A 14,362-nucleotide genomic window follows, 5' to 3' on the forward strand; every position below is an offset into this window, starting at 1 on the left:
CGCCGGCTCCGTCCGCCCCCGCCGCCGCCCCGTGGGCCGCCCCGGCGGAGGGTTCCGCCCCCGCCGCCGCGCCGTGGCCCGGCCCGGCGGAGGGTTCCGCCCCCGCCGCCTCGGCGCCGCAGCCGAACCCGTACGCCCCGCCCGCTCCGTCGGCACCCCAGCCGAATCCCTATGCCCCGCCCGCTCCTTCGGCAGCGCAGCCGGACCCGTACGCCCCGCCGACGTCCCCGGCGCCCCAGCCGGCCGCGTTCGCGCCTCCGGCATCGGCACCCCAGCCGAACCCGTACGCTCCGCCCCCGCAGCCGAACCCGTACGCCCCACAGCCCCCCTCCGCGTCCTTCGCGCCGCCGGCGCCCGCCGCTTTGGCGCACCCGTTCGCCCCCGGCGCGCAGCACGGCGGACCGGAGCCGGTACCGCCGCCGCCCATCGCGCCCGACGGTCCCGGACAGGTGCCGTACGGCTACCCGTCGCACGTCCCGTACCCCGCCGGGAACGGGTACGGCTGGCCGGGCATGCAGCCGGTGCCGAGCAACGGCATGGGCACGGCCTCGCTGGTGCTGGGCATCCTGGCGGCGGTCGGCTTCGTGGCGTGGCCGATCGCCCTGGTGCTGGGCATCCTGGCGGTCATCTTCGGCGCGATCGGCCGCGGCAAGGCGAAGCGGGGCGAGGCGACGAACCCCGGTGTCGCCCTGGCCGGCATCATCTGCGGTGCCGCCGGCATCGTGCTGGTGCTGGGCTTCTTCGCCTTCTTCATCGCGCTCTACGCCGGCTGACGCCCCCGACGGCAGGCGGTCCGACCCACGCCCCCGGCCCCAGGGCCGGGCCCGCGCTCCCCGGTGCCACGCCCACCCCGTCCAGCCCCTGTGACCCGCGGGCTGCCGCCCCGCCCGGGCGAGGCAGACCCTGATCACAGGGCCAAGCCCCGGCACGCGCGCGGCTGTGTGCCGCCTGGCGTGCCAGGCAGACCCGCCCCGCACCGGAACAGGCGGGTTCCCGACCACGCGGGGCCAGGCCCCGGCCCCAGAGCAGCTCCCCCTCGGCAGGGCCGGGCGCCTCACCTCGTAGTCCGGTGGGGCTGAGCCCCCGCTGTCGCGGGTGCGGACGGGCCCCCGCCCGCAGGGCTTGAGCCCGGCCCCCGCTGGGTCCGGCAGGTCACCGGCCCTTGCCCCGCCCCGCAGGACCAGGCAGCCCCCCCGCAGGGTCTTTCGACCGTTCCGCAGCCACTTTCCCGCCGGGGCTCCGCCCGGTGCCAAGCGGACCCCCCGGCCGGGTCAGCCGGGCTCCGCCCCACGGCCACGTTCCCGGAGGGTCACCCGGCCCTGCCCCGCCCCGCAGCCAAGCCCCCGCAGGGGCAGTCGACCTCCGTCCCCTCAACCCCCGCAGGGCCAGCCAGCCTCCGCCCCCAGCCAAGCCGACCTCCCCACAGGGTCAACCGGCCCCCGCCCCCAGCCAAGCCCCCCGCAGGGGCTACGCCCCTGTCAGTCGCTCTCGTGCCTCCATCAGGGCGAAGCCCAGCAGGTTCTGGCCCCGCCAGCGCTCCGGGGTCGAGGCCGCCTCGTCGGACGCGGGCAGGCCGATGCCCCAGATCCGGTCCAGGGGGCTCGCCTCCACCAGCACCCGGTCCCCGGTGTTCAGCAGGAACAGGCCGAGGTCGTCGTGGGCCGCGAACTTGTGCGTGCTGCCCTCCACCACGATCCGGAAGCGCTCCCGCTCCCACACCGCCGAGTCGAAGCCCCGGACCAGCCGGCCCGCCTTCTTCGCCGCGGCGGGATGCCGCGCGGCCAGCACCTGCCGCTCCGCCTCCGGGTCGCCGAACAGCCGTGCCTTGCCCGCCATCATCCAGTGCTCGGCCGTCGCGTACTCGACACCGTCGACGACGAAGGGCGACGGCCACCACTGGCTGAGACAGCTCGCGCCGATACGGCCGTCCGCCTGCGGCTGGTGCCCCCAGAAGTGCAGGTACTTGATCCGGGACCCCGCCCGGACTTCCCCGATCAGGGATTCCAACCCGTCGATCTTTCCCATGCACGCGAGTCTGGCACGCACCACTGACACTCCGTCCGTCCTTTTCAGCTCTCACTCGACACCTGGTCGACAGATTCCGTCGCGTAACCAAAAGGCAACAACGGAATCCCTTGTTGCAGTCCTACTGCTCTGTCAGGATCGGCACTCAAATCGAGCTGGAGCTACGCCACCCACCCCCGGGACGGGGCGTACGGCGGAGGAGAGCGACATGCACAACCCGGGCACCGCCACCCCGGAACGATTCCCCGCGCAGGACCGTCTCGCCGACGGCGCGCAGTTCATCGCCGGCCGCCTGGCCAAGGGCACCTCGGGCCGCCACCACGCCGTGGTCGACCCCGCCACCGGCGAGGAGGTGTACACCTACGAGCTGGCCGGCACCGACGACGTCGACGCGGCCGTCGCCGCCGCGCGCGCCGCGTTCCCGGGCTGGGCCGGTGCCACCCCGGGCGAGCGCTCGGACGCCCTGCACCGGTTCGCCGCCGTGCTCGCCGAGCGCGCCGAGGAGTTCGCCCGCGCCGAGTCCCTCCAGTGCGGCAAGCCGCTCAAGCTCACCCGTGAGTTCGACGTGCCGGGGACCATCGACAACACCGCGTTCTTCGCGGGCGCCGCCCGGCACCTCCAGGGCCAGGCCGCCGGTGAGTACTCCGGCGACCACACGTCGTACGTCCGGCGCGAGCCCATCGGTGTCGTCGGCTCCATCGCGCCCTGGAACTACCCCCTCCAGATGGCCGCCTGGAAGATCCTCCCGGCGATCGCCGCCGGCAACACCATCGTGCTGAAGCCCGCCGAGCCGACCCCGCTGACCTCGCTGCTCTTCGCGCGGGCCGCCACGGACGCCGGCCTCCCGGACGGCGTGGTCAACGTCGTCACCGGCACCGGCAAGGAGGCCGGGGAACACCTGGTCGGGCACCCGGACGTGGCGATGACCTCCTTCACCGGGTCCACTGCCGTCGGCCGCCGCGTCGCCGAAATCGCCACGGCCACCGTCAAGCGGCTCCACCTGGAGCTGGGCGGCAAGGCGCCCTTCGTCGTCTTCGACGACGCCGACCTGGAGGCCGCGGTGCACGGCGCGGTCGCGGGCGCGCTCATCAACACCGGGCAGGACTGCACCGCCGCCACGCGCGCGTACGTGCAGCGTCCGCTGTACGAGGCGTTCGTGGAGCGGACGGCCGCGCTGATGGAGACCGTGCGGCTCGGCGACCCGTTCGCGCCCGGCACCGACCTCGGACCGCTGATCTCCCACGTCCAGCGCGACCGGGTGGCCGGTTTCGTGGAGCGTGCGCGCGCCTACGCACGCGTGGTGACCGGCGGCGAGGCACCCCGCGGCGGCCTGGAGAACGGCGCCTACTACCGGCCGACCCTGATCGCCGACGCGCCCCAGGACAGCGAGATCGTCCAGTCGGAGATCTTCGGTCCGGTACTGGTCGTACTCCCGTTCGACAGTGATGACGAGGGAATCCGACTGGCCAACGACACCCCGTACGGTCTCGCCGCCTCCGCGTGGACCGGCGGCGTCTACCGCGCGAACCGGGCCACCCGCGAGATCAAAGCGGGCTGCGTATGGGTCAACGACCACATCCCGATCATCAGCGAGATGCCGCACGGCGGCTACAAGGCATCGGGCTTCGGCAAGGACATGTCGGCGTACTCCTTCGAGGAATACACGCAGGTCAAGCACGTAATGTTCGACAACACCGCGGTGGCGAGGAAGGACTGGCACCGCACGATCTTCGGGGACCGACAGCGAACGACCGGCCAGTGACCGGGCCGACCCCTCCCGAAAGGGCACCACGCGCATGGAGCAGTACGAGCCCGACCGCCTGACCCCGCCCCTACGGGCCGCCGTCCAGCGCGGCAAGCGGGGCGGCCGGGCCGCCCTGACCCGCCGGTCGCTGCTGCGCGCCACCGCGGGCGGCGCGCTCGCGACCGGCGGCCTCGGGGCGCTCGGCGGCTGCGGCATCCCCGCCGCGGGCAAGACCCAGGGCGGCACCTCCGCCCAGGACCACTCGGCCCGGGAGAAGGTGGTGAACTTCTCCAACTGGACCGAGTACATCGACGTCGACGACAGCGGCAAGCGCCACCCGACGCTGGACACCTTCCGCGAGCGGACCGGGATCAGGGTCGGCTACACCGAGGACATCAACGACAACAACGAGTTCTTCGGCAAGATCAAGCCGCAGCTCGCCGCGGGGCAGGACACCGGCCGGGACCTCATCGTCCTCACCGACTGGCTGGCCGCCCGGCTGATCCGCCTCGGCTGGGTGCAGAAGCTCGACGTGTCGAACCTGCCGCACGCCTACACCAACCTCTCGCCCCAGTTCCGCGACCCGGACTGGGACCCCGGGCGGGCGTACTCCTATCCCTGGCAGGGCATCTCCACCGTCATCGCCTACAACAAGAAGGCGCTCGACGGCATCGAGGTGACCTCGGTCTCCGACCTGCTCGACAACCCGAAGCTGAAGGGGCGCGTCGGCTTCCTGTCGGAGATGCGCGACAGCGTGGGCATGACCCTGCTGGACATGGGCAAGGACCCCGCCCGCGTCAGCGGCGACGACTTCGACGCGGCGATCGCCCGGCTCCAGAAGGCCGTCGACAAGGGCCAGATCCGCCGGTTCACCGGCAACGACTACACCTCCGACCTCACCAAGGGCGACCTCGCGGCCTGCATCGCCTGGGCGGGTGACGTCGTCCAGCTCAAGGCGGACAGCCCGGACGTCGACTTCGTCATACCCGACAGCGGCTACATGACGTCGACCGACAACCTGTGCGTCCCCAACAAGGCGCGCCACAAGACGAACGCCGAGCGGCTCATCGACTTCTACTACGAGCCCGCCCAGGCCGCCGCGCTCGCCGCCTACATCAACTACGTGACGCCGGTCGACGGGGTGAAGCCCTACCTTGCGAAGATCGACCAGGACGCGGCGGACAACCCGCTGATCGTCCCCGACCAGGCCATGCAGGCGAAGTCCCATGCCTTCCGCTCCCTGAGCCAGAAGGAAGAGACGGCCTACGAAGAGAAGTTCGCGAAGCTCACAGGGGCGTGACGACGATGAAGACGACACCGGACAACGGCGGCGACGTCCGCCTCTCCGGCATCTCCAAGACCTACGGCTCCTTCACCGCCGTACACCCGCTCGACCTGACCGTGCCCGAGGGGTCCTTCTTCGCCCTGCTCGGCGCCTCCGGCTGCGGCAAGACCACCACCCTGCGCATGATCGCCGGGCTGGAGGAACCTTCCTCCGGGACCGTGCGCCTCGGCGACCAGGACGTCACCCACCTGCCGCCGTACAAGCGTCCGGTCAACACGGTCTTCCAGTCCTACGCCCTCTTCCCGCACCTCGACATCTTCGAGAACGTCGCCTTCGGCCTGCGCCGGCGCGGCATCAGAAGCGTGAAGAAGCAGGTCGAGGAGATGCTGGACCTGGTCCAGCTCGGCGAACAGGCGCGCAAGAAACCGCACCAGCTCTCCGGCGGCCAGCAGCAGCGCGTCGCCGTGGCCCGGGCCCTGATCAACCACCCCCGGGTGCTCCTCCTCGACGAGCCGCTCGGCGCCCTCGACCTCAAGCTGCGCCGCCAGATGCAACTGGAGCTCAAGCGCATCCAGACCGAGGTCGGCATCACCTTCGTGCACGTCACGCACGACCAGGAGGAGGCCATGACCATGGCCGACACGGTCGCCGTGATGAACGGCGGCCGGGTCGAGCAGCTCGGCTCGCCGGCCGATCTGTACGAGAACCCGCGGACCACCTTCGTCGCGAACTTCCTCGGCACCTCCAACCTCATCGAGGCCGAGGTCGACACCAGGAACGGCGACGACATCGTGCTCAAGGCGGGCGGCGGCAAGCTGGTGCTGCCCGGCGCGCGATGTTCCGCCCCGGCCCGGGCCGGCGGCAAGGTGCTGGTCGGCATCCGCCCCGAGAAGATCGCCCTCACCCACGCCGACGACGCGGGCACCATCCCCGCGGGCCGCAACCGCCTCACCGGCACAATCGCCGACGCCAGCTTCATCGGCGTCTCCACGCAGTACGTCATCGACAGCCCGGTCTGCGACGAGCTGTCGGTGTACGTGCAGAACGTCGAGCGGGACGGCCGGCTCGTCCCCGGCGCCGACGTCGTCCTGCACTGGAGCCCGGCCCACACCTTCGGCCTGGACGCGGCCCAGGACATCGACGCGGGCGCGGCCACCGCGGAAGAGGTCGCCGCCTGATGTCCACGCTCACCGAGGCGCCCCCGCCGCTCGGCCCCGCCGCGCCCGAGGAGAAGCCCCCGCGCAGGCGCGGCCGGTTCACCCCGTACTGGCTGCTGCTGCCCGGCATCCTGTGGCTGATCGTCTTCTTCGCGCTGCCGATGCTCTACCAGGCCTCCACCTCCGTGCAGCAGGGCTCCCTGGAGGAGGGCTACAAGGTCACCTGGCACTTCGCGACCTACTGGGACGCGCTCGCCGAGTACTGGCCGCAGTTCCTGCGGTCCGTCTTCTACGCCGCCGCCGCGACCGTGCTCTGCCTGCTGCTCGGCTACCCGCTGGCGTACCTGATCGCCTTCCGGGCCGGCCGCTGGAAGAACCTGATCATGATCCTGGTGATCGCGCCGTTCTTCACCAGCTTCCTGATCCGCACCCTGGCCTGGAAGACGATCCTCGCCGACAACGGCCCCGTCGTGCACACCCTGAACACGCTGCACGTGCTCGACCTGACCGACTGGCTCGGCTGGACGGCCGGCGACCGCGTCCTGGCCACCCCGCTGGCGGTGGTCTGCGGTCTGACGTACAACTTCCTGCCCTTCATGATCCTGCCGCTCTACACCTCGCTGGAGCGGATCGACGGACGGCTGCACGAGGCGGCCGGCGATCTGTACGCCAGGCCCTGGACCACCTTCCGCAAGGTCACCTTCCCGCTCTCCATGCCGGGCGTGGTCTCCGGGACGCTGCTGACCTTCATCCCGGCGGCCGGCGACTACGTCAACTCCGAGCTGCTCGGCTCCACCGACACGCGCATGATCGGCAACGTCATCCAGACGCAGTTCCTGCGCATCCTGGACTATCCGACGGCCGCGGCCCTGTCCTTCATCCTCATGGCCGCGATCCTCGCCATGGTCACGCTCTACATCCGCCGGTCCGGCACGGAGGATCTGGTCTGAATGCCCGTCGTCAACTGGCTCAAGCGCCGTCTCGTCGTCATCGCCGGACTGCTGACGCTCGCCTATCTCCTGCTGCCGAACGTCATCGTCACGGTGTTCTCCTTCAACAAGCCGAAGGGCCGCTTCAACTACGAGTGGCAGCGGTTCTCCACGGACGCCTGGCGGGACCCGTGCGGCGTGGCCGACATGTGCGGCTCGCTCTCCCTCAGCCTCCAGATCGCCCTCTGGGCGACGGCCGGTGCCACCCTGCTCGGCACGATGATCTCCTTCGCCCTGGTCCGCTACCGCTTCCGGGCCCGCGGCGCCGTCAACTCGCTGATCTTCCTGCCGATGGCGATGCCCGAGGTCGTCATGGCCGCCTCGCTGCTCACCCTGTTCCTGAACATGGGCGCCCAGCTGGGCTTCTGGACGATCCTGATCGCCCACATCATGTTCTGTCTGAGCTTCGTCGTCACCGCGGTCAAGGCGCGCGTGATGTCGATGGACCCGCGGCTGGAGGAGGCCGCCCGGGACCTGTACGCCGGTCCCGCGCAGACCTTCCTGCGGGTCACCCTGCCCATCGCGGCACCCGGAATCGCCGCGGGCGCGCTGCTGTCGTTCGCGCTCTCCTTCGACGATTTCATCATCACCAATTTCAACGCCGGTTCGACCGTCACCTTCCCGATGTTCGTGTGGGGATCGGCGCAGCGCGGAACACCCGTGCAGATCAACGTGATCGGCACGGCCATGTTCCTCGTCGCCGTCCTCTTCGTCCTGGCGGCGATGGTCGTCAGCAATCGCCGGAACAGGCAAAGGGCATGACCTGCCAAGGCGCCTTTCCGGCAAGTCCTCTGTAGGGAGTTGAAATCATGGCCCCAAGCGCCATGAGCCGTGGCAAAGACAACTGGATCGCCTCTCTTTCCGAAGCCCAGCCGGTCCCGTACTGGCTGGAAGACCCCGGCAAGCCACCCGCCGAGCCCGCCCTCACCGGCACCGACACCTGCGACCTGCTGGTCGTCGGCGGCGGCTACAGCGGGCTGTGGACCGCGCTGAACGCCAAGGAGCGCGACCCGCAGCGCGATGTGGTCCTGCTGGAGGGCCGCGAGGTGGGCTGGGCCGCCTCCGGCCGCAACGGCGGCTTCTGCGCCGCCTCCCTCACACACGGCCTGCCCAACGGCCTCACCCGGTGGCCCGGCGAGATCCACAAGCTCCAGGAGCTGGGACGGCGCAACCTCGACGAGATCGAGGCCGCCGTGTCCCGGCACGGCATCGACTGCGACTTCGAGCGCACCGGCGAGATCGACGTCGCCACCGAGACCTACCAGGCGTGGGAACTGCGCGACTGGCACCGGGAACTGGCCGAGAAGGGCCTTGCCGACGGCATCGAGTTCCTGGACGCCGACGCCGTGCGCGAGCAGGTGAACTCGCCCACCTTCGAGGCGGGCCTGTGGGACCGCCGGGGCGTGGCCATGCTGCACCCGGCGAAACTGGCCTGGGGCCTGAAGCAGGCGTGCGTCCGGCTCGGGGTGCGCGTGTACGAGCACACGCCCGCCCTGACCCTGCGCGGGTACGGCGCCGGGATGGCCGTGCGCACCCCGTACGGCGCCGTCCGCGCCCGCAAGGTCGCGCTCGGCACGAACATCTTCCCGAGCCTGCTGCGGCGCGTGCGGTCGTACACCGTCCCGGTCTACGACTACGCGCTGATGACGGAGCCGCTGACCGCGGGCCAGCTCGCGTCGATCGGCTGGCACAACAGACAGGGGCTGGGGGACAGCGCCAACCAGTTCCACTACTTCCGGCTGTCCGCCGACAACCGCGTCCTGTGGGGCGGCTACGACGCGATCTACCCCTACGGCGGCCGGGTGCGCGCCGAGTACGACGACCGGCCCGAGACGTACGCCAAGCTCGCCGGCCACTTCTTCACCTGCTTCCCGCAGTTGGAGGGCGTCCGCTTCTCCCACGCCTGGGGCGGCGCGATCGACACCTGCTCCCGCTTCTCGGCGTTCTTCGGCACCGCCCACCAGGGGAAGGTGGCGTACGCGGCGGGTTACACCGGGCTCGGTGTCGGCGCGACCCGGTTCGGCGCGGACGTGATGCTGGACCTGCTGGACGGGGAGCGCACCGAGCGGACCGAGCTGGAGATGGTCCGCAAGAAGCCGCTGCCGTTCCCGCCGGAGCCCTTCGCCTGGACGGGCATCGCCCTCACCAAGTGGTCCCTGGCCCGCGCGGACGCGCACGGCGGCCGGCGCAACCTGTGGCTGCGCACGATGGACCGGCTGGGGCTCGGCTTCGACAGCTGACACGGCCGGACCGGCGGTCAGCCCGCCCGGCCCTGCGGCCCCGCCCGCCCCGGCGGCCCCGCCGTGAGCGGGCTCACTCCGACGGGCCGGGCGAACCCGCGTAATGCCGCCGGAGGGTCTCCCTCTCTCCTCCTGACGCGCCGTGTCGTACGGCGGAGCACGAGAGAGAGGGAGACTCATCGATGACTGGGGCGAAGCCGGCGGTCGCTTGGCTGGCATCCGTCGCACCGGACCCCGAGGCGTGCCGCTGGGAGTGGGAGCGCAGCCCCCTCGGGGTCGCCCTGCTGCCCGCGGGCAAGGCGTGGGACGTACTGATCCTGCCGGGCGGCCTCGGCTACCCGACCCTGGACGTCCTCAGCCGCGTGCTGGACCGGCCCGGCCCGGTGCTCGCCGACTTCGGCGACCACCGGGTCGGCTTCTTCGTGCCCCCGGGCACCGCTGCCCGCTGGCTCGGCACCGGGGTCCGCGCGGCCGGGACCGGCACCTGGATCGTCGTGCCGTACCCGGGCCGGGCGGCCGCGCGGGGCGTGCGCTGGCTGGTGCCGCCGGACGGCTCCGGCACGCTGACGGATCCGGCGCTGCTGGAACTGGCGATGCACGAGGCGGCGGCGGGGCCCGTCGGACGGAGGCGTGCGGACGGGTAATGGCCGGAGACCTTGACAAGAGGATTGGTCTGGACCAAGTTGTGTGCGCTCCGCCCCTGCGACTCCCCCGACCACGGAGGCACTTGTGGACCGCGCCAGACGTCCCCGATCCGCCCTCGCCGCGCTCACGGCCGCCCTGCTGGCCGTGCCCGGCATCACCGCGCTCTCGTCGGCCGCCGACGCGGCCGACGCGGACATCGCCGTCAACGGCGGCTTCGAGTCCGGCCTGACCGGCTGGACCTGCACGGCCGGTACGACGGTGAACTCGCCGGTGCACAGCGGCGGTTCCGCGCTCCAGGCCACCCCGGCCGGCGGCGACAACGCCCAGTGCAGCCAGACGGTGACCGTCCAGCCGAACGCGCAGTACACCCTGTCCGGGTACGTCCGCGGCACCTACGTCTACCTCGGCGCGAGCGGCACCGGCACCACCGACGTCTCCACCTGGGCCCAGTCCGCCCCCGACTACAAGCAGCTCAGCACCACCTTCCGCACCGGCGCCGGCACCACCAAAGTCACGATCTACACCCACGGCTGGTACGGCACCGGCGCCTACCAGGCCGACGACATCACCCTGGTCGGGCCCGGCGGTGGCGGCACCACCCAGCCGCCGGCCGCCCCGGCCGGCCTCAAGACCACCTCGGTGACCTCGTCCTCGGTCGGCCTGTCCTGGTCGGCCGTGACCGGCGCGACGGGCTACGCGGTCTACCGCGACGGGGTCAAGGTGCAGACGGTGACCGGCACGTCGGCGACCGTCTCCGGCCTCACCGCCGCCACCGCGTACGGCTTCCAGGTGACGGCGGTCAACGACGCCGGCGAGTCCGCGAAGTCCGCGGTCGTCACCGCGACGACCAGCCCCGGCGGCGGCGGTGGCGGCGGCTCGGCCGACCTGCCCGCCCACGCCCTCGTCGGCTACCTGCACGCGAGCTTCGCCAACGGCGCCGGCTACACCCGCCTCGCCGACGTCCCCGACAGTTGGGACGTCATCGACCTCTCGTTCGGCGAGCCCACCTCGGTCACGTCCGGGGACATCCGGTTCAACCGCTGCCCGGTCACCGAGTGCCCGAACGTGGAGAGCGACGCCGAGTTCAAGGCCGCGATCAAGGCCAAGCAGGCGGCCGGCAAGAAGGTGCTGATCTCGATCGGCGGCCAGAACGGCCAGGTCCAGCTGACCACCACCGCCGCCCGCGACTCCTTCGTCTCCTCGGTCTCTAACATCATCGACACCTACGGCCTCGACGGCCTCGACGTCGACTTCGAGGGCCACTCGCTCTCCCTGAACGCGGGCGACACGGACTTCAAGAACCCGACCACCCCCGTGATCGTCAACCTCATCTCGGCGCTGAAGACCCTGAAGGCCAAGTACGGCGCGAAGTTCGTGCTGACGATGGCCCCGGAGACCTTCTTCGTGCAGAACGGCTACCAGTACTACGGCACCGGCAAGTGGGGCGGCCAGGACCCGCGCTGCGGCGCCTACCTCCCGGTCATCCACGCCCTGCGCGACGACCTGACCCTGCTGCACGTCCAGGACTACAACTCGGGCCCGATCATGGGCCTGGACAACCAGTACCACTCCATGGGCGGCGCCGACTTCCACATCGCCATGACCGACATGCTTCTCACCGGCTTCCCGGTCGCCGGCGACCAGAACAACGTCTTCCCGCCGCTCCGCCCCGACCAGGTCGCCATCGGCATGCCGGCCTCCACCAACGCGGGCAACGGCTACGTCTCCCCGGCCGAGGTCAACAAGGCCCTGGACTGCCTGACGAAGAAGACGAACTGCGGTTCGTACCCGACCCACGGGACCTGGCCCGCGCTGCGCGGTCTGATGACGTGGTCGGTGAACTGGGACCGGTACGCGAACTGGGCGTTCCAGAAGAACTTCGACGCGTACTTCGGCTGACCACCGGGGCCAGGACGCTCAGCGGCACGGCTCCCAGGCACCAGGAGGCCACCACGTCCAGCGGCCAGTGCCAGCCCCGGCGGACCAGGCCGTAGGAGACGGCGAGGACCAGGACCGCGCAGCCGGCCACCAGCGCGCGGCGGGCGGCGGGGGAGCGGAGCCGGGGCAGCAGGAGCAGGGTCGCCGAACCGTACGCGACCACGGCCGTCGCCGTGTGACCGGACGGGAAGTAACCGACCGCCGGGGGCACCACCGGTGTCCCCGGCCGGGCGGTCCACTCCTTCCACGGGACGACGACCGCCGGGAGCAGCGCCATCAGCACGGCGGCGGTCAGCGGCGGCAGCCACCAGCGGGGTGCGCCGTCGCCCCGCCCGAACCGGAGCGCGCAGCCGATCGCGAGGAGCAGCACCGGGACGGCGACCTGGACGTTGCCGAGGTCGGAGAGGAGCTCGGAGAAGCGGTCGGGACGGATCAGGGCCCGGCTGAGGCGGGCGTCCAGGCGCAGCAGGGGGCCGTCGGCCAGGACCTGCCAGGTCATCAGGGCGAACAGGACGGCCGGGACGCCGGGAAACAGGGCGCGGCGGGCTGGGGTCGACACGGCGCCCAGCTTGGCAGACCCCGTGGGGAGGAGGTCGGCCACCCCGGAACAGGGGGGGTGGTTCCGGGGCGGCCGACCGGACCGGAACGTCGCGCGCCCCGGGGGGTTTGGGGCGGCGACCGTCCGATCGGTGAGGAGATCCCGGAGCCGTCAGGCGCCGGCCGCGTGCGCGAGGGCACGACCGGGGCGAAGCTGGGGAGGCCCCGTCCCGGAATCGCCCACAGTCCCCTGTGGGCGGGGTGTATCTCTCATCTGGAGAGAACCTACGGCAGGCGGAGACGGTTGGGCAGACGGAATCCGCTGCCGACATCCACCCCGCACACCTTCTTCACACGGCCTGCCGCAGGCGCCCTTCAGAGGTGCGGAGCCCTCGCTCAGATGCGCGCGAACGCCTGCTCGATGATGTCCAGGCCCTCGTTCAGCAGGTCCTCGCCGATGACCAGCGGCGGCAGGAAGCGGAGCACGTTGCCGTAGGTGCCGCAGGTCAGGACCAGCAGGCCCTCGGCGTGGCAGGCCTTGGCGAGCGCGGCGGTGGCCTCGGGGTTCGGCTCCTTGGTCGTCCGGTCCTTGACCAGCTCGATCGCGATCATCGCGCCGCGCCCGCGCACGTCGCCGATGACGTCGAACTTCTCGGCCATGGCGGTGAGGCGCCCCTTCATGACCTCCTCGATGCGCTTGGCCTTGCCGTTGAGGTCCAGCTCCTTCATCGTCTCGATGGCGCCGAGCGCGCCGGCGCAGGCGACGGGGTTGCCGCCGTACGTACCACCGAGGCCGCCGGCGTGCGCCGCGTCCATGATCTCCGCGCGCCCGGTGACGGCGGCGAGCGGCAGGCCGCCGGCGATGCCCTTGGCGGTGGTGATCAGGTCGGGCACGATGCCCTCGTCCTCACAGGCGAACCACTGCCCGGTCCGGCAGAACCCGGACTGGATCTCGTCCGCGACGAAGACGATGCCGTTGTCGGCGGCGAACTGCCGGATGGCCGGCAGGAAGCCCTTGGCCGGCTCGATGAAGCCGCCCTCGCCGAGCACCGGCTCGATGATGATCGCGGCGACGTTGTCCGGACCGACCTGCTTGGTGATCTGGTCGATGGCCTGCTTGGCGGCCTCCGGGCCGGCGTTCTCCGCGCCGGTCGGCCAGCGGTAGCCGTACGCGACGGGCACGCGGTACACCTCGGGCGCGAACGGCCCGAAGCCGTGCTTGTACGGCATGTTCTTCGCCGTCAGCGCCATGGTCAGGTTGGTGCGCCCGTGGTAGCCGTGGTCGAACACGACGACGGCCTGCCGCTTGGTGTACGCACGCGCGATCTTCACGGCGTTCTCGACGGCCTCGGCGCCGGAGTTGAACAGCGCGGACTTCTTGGCGTGGTCACCCGGGGTCAGCTCGGCCAGCGCCTCGGCGACGGCGACGTAGCCCTCGTACGGGGTGACCATGAAACAGGTGTGGGTGAAGTCGGCGAGCTGGGCGCTCGCACGGCGCACGACGGCCTCGGCGGAGGCGCCGACGGAGGTCACGGCGATACCGGAACCGAAGTCGATGAGGCTGTTGCCGTCCACGTCCTCGATCACGCCGCCGCCGGCGCGGGTGACGAAGACCGGCAGCGTGGAGCCCACGCCCTGCGCGACCACGGCGGTGCGGCGGGCCTGGAGCTCCTGCGACTTCGGGCCGGGGATGGCGGTGACGACGCGGCGCTCCTGCGGAAGTGCGGTCATGGGGGGCTCCCTGATGATCTTGCGTACCGGGCGGTCCCGGGCGGTTCCGGGCGGTGCGTTTACGGACGCAT

At 71.6% G+C, this 14,362-nt stretch carries 11 protein-coding genes and 1 pseudogene; 9 read left to right on the forward strand and 3 right to left on the reverse strand.

What is annotated here, in order from left to right; all coding sequences use genetic code 11:
* A partial coding sequence (locus tag IF37_RS46030; protein ID WP_253915880.1) for a DUF4190 domain-containing protein occupies positions 1–773 on the forward strand: 773 nt, incomplete at its 5' end.
* A 694-nt stretch (positions 774–1,467) separates the two neighbouring features.
* Here IF37_RS46030 and IF37_RS0128910 read toward each other — a convergent pair.
* On the reverse strand, positions 1,468–2,025 hold the full coding sequence (locus IF37_RS0128910; protein WP_030748839.1) for an NADAR family protein: 558 nt from the start codon (positions 2,023–2,025) through the stop codon (positions 1,468–1,470).
* Between the two features lie 208 nt (positions 2,026–2,233).
* Between IF37_RS0128910 and IF37_RS0128915 the strand changes: the two genes are divergently transcribed.
* The 8 genes from IF37_RS0128915 (at position 2,234) to IF37_RS0128950 (ending at position 11,984) form a co-directional block, all read left to right on the forward strand.
* Positions 2,234–3,787: a gamma-aminobutyraldehyde dehydrogenase gene (locus tag IF37_RS0128915; RefSeq protein WP_030748842.1), complete on the forward strand. Its 1,554-nt coding sequence runs from the start codon at positions 2,234–2,236 to the stop codon at positions 3,785–3,787.
* A gap of 34 nt (positions 3,788–3,821) precedes the next feature.
* Positions 3,822–5,069: a spermidine/putrescine ABC transporter substrate-binding protein gene (locus tag IF37_RS0128920; RefSeq protein ID WP_030748845.1), complete on the forward strand. Its 1,248-nt coding sequence runs from the start codon at positions 3,822–3,824 to the stop codon at positions 5,067–5,069.
* A complete protein-coding gene (locus tag IF37_RS0128925) occupies positions 5,066–6,232 on the forward strand; it encodes an ABC transporter ATP-binding protein (RefSeq protein WP_030748848.1) in 1,167 nt (388 codons plus the stop codon). The genes IF37_RS0128920 and IF37_RS0128925 overlap by 4 nt, the downstream gene beginning before the upstream one ends.
* Entirely contained in the window at positions 6,232–7,161 is a 930-nt protein-coding gene (locus IF37_RS0128930; protein WP_030748851.1) for an ABC transporter permease, read from the forward strand. The genes IF37_RS0128925 and IF37_RS0128930 overlap by 1 nt, the downstream gene beginning before the upstream one ends.
* Positions 7,162–7,962 carry an ABC transporter permease gene (locus IF37_RS0128935; RefSeq protein ID WP_030748854.1) on the forward strand — a complete coding sequence of 267 codons (801 nt, stop codon included), beginning with the start codon at positions 7,162–7,164 and terminating at the stop codon, positions 7,960–7,962.
* Between the two features lie 47 nt (positions 7,963–8,009).
* The gene (locus IF37_RS0128940; RefSeq protein WP_030748857.1) at positions 8,010–9,440 is read left to right on the forward strand and encodes an FAD-binding oxidoreductase; all 1,431 of its coding nucleotides are present in this window, start codon (positions 8,010–8,012) and stop codon (positions 9,438–9,440) included.
* Between the two features lie 182 nt (positions 9,441–9,622).
* Positions 9,623–10,084: a hypothetical protein gene (locus IF37_RS0128945; RefSeq protein WP_030748861.1), complete on the forward strand. Its 462-nt coding sequence runs from the start codon at positions 9,623–9,625 to the stop codon at positions 10,082–10,084.
* An 85-nt stretch (positions 10,085–10,169) separates the two neighbouring features.
* Positions 10,170–11,984: a chitinase gene (locus tag IF37_RS0128950; protein WP_030748864.1), complete on the forward strand. Its 1,815-nt coding sequence runs from the start codon at positions 10,170–10,172 to the stop codon at positions 11,982–11,984.
* Here the strand turns inward: IF37_RS0128950 and IF37_RS42665 are convergent.
* Both IF37_RS42665 and gabT read right to left on the reverse strand, forming a co-directional pair.
* Positions 11,926–12,522, reverse strand: a pseudogene (locus tag IF37_RS42665) (phosphatase PAP2 family protein); the annotation flags it as partial. The gene IF37_RS0128950 and the pseudogene IF37_RS42665 overlap by 59 nt on opposite strands.
* A gap of 434 nt (positions 12,523–12,956) precedes the next feature.
* On the reverse strand, positions 12,957–14,291 hold the full coding sequence (gene gabT / locus IF37_RS0128955; RefSeq protein WP_030748866.1) for a 4-aminobutyrate--2-oxoglutarate transaminase: 1,335 nt from the start codon (positions 14,289–14,291) through the stop codon (positions 12,957–12,959).
* Positions 14,292–14,362: the final 71 nt, after the last annotated feature.

Origin of the sequence: Streptomyces sp. NRRL S-31, from assembly GCF_000718775.1 — a bacterium.
In the GTDB taxonomy this organism is placed as follows: Bacteria; Actinomycetota; Actinomycetes; order Streptomycetales; family Streptomycetaceae; genus Streptomyces.

Excerpts from the sequence above, each read along its gene's own strand:
- IF37_RS0128910 (WP_030748839.1), bottom strand. The coding sequence starts at position 2,025 with ATGGGAAAGATCGACGGGTTGGAATCCCTGATCGGGGAAGTCCGGGCG.
- IF37_RS0128915 (WP_030748842.1), top strand. The coding sequence starts at position 2,234 with ATGCACAACCCGGGCACCGCCACCCCGGAACGATTCCCCGCGCAGGAC.
- IF37_RS0128920 (WP_030748845.1), top strand. The coding sequence starts at position 3,822 with ATGGAGCAGTACGAGCCCGACCGCCTGACCCCGCCCCTACGGGCCGCC.
- IF37_RS0128930 (WP_030748851.1), top strand. The coding sequence starts at position 6,232 with ATGTCCACGCTCACCGAGGCGCCCCCGCCGCTCGGCCCCGCCGCGCCC.
- IF37_RS0128935 (WP_030748854.1), top strand. The coding sequence starts at position 7,162 with ATGCCCGTCGTCAACTGGCTCAAGCGCCGTCTCGTCGTCATCGCCGGA.
- IF37_RS0128940 (WP_030748857.1), top strand. The coding sequence starts at position 8,010 with ATGGCCCCAAGCGCCATGAGCCGTGGCAAAGACAACTGGATCGCCTCT.
- IF37_RS0128945 (WP_030748861.1), top strand. The coding sequence starts at position 9,623 with ATGACTGGGGCGAAGCCGGCGGTCGCTTGGCTGGCATCCGTCGCACCG.
- gabT (WP_030748866.1), bottom strand. The coding sequence starts at position 14,291 with ATGACCGCACTTCCGCAGGAGCGCCGCGTCGTCACCGCCATCCCCGGC.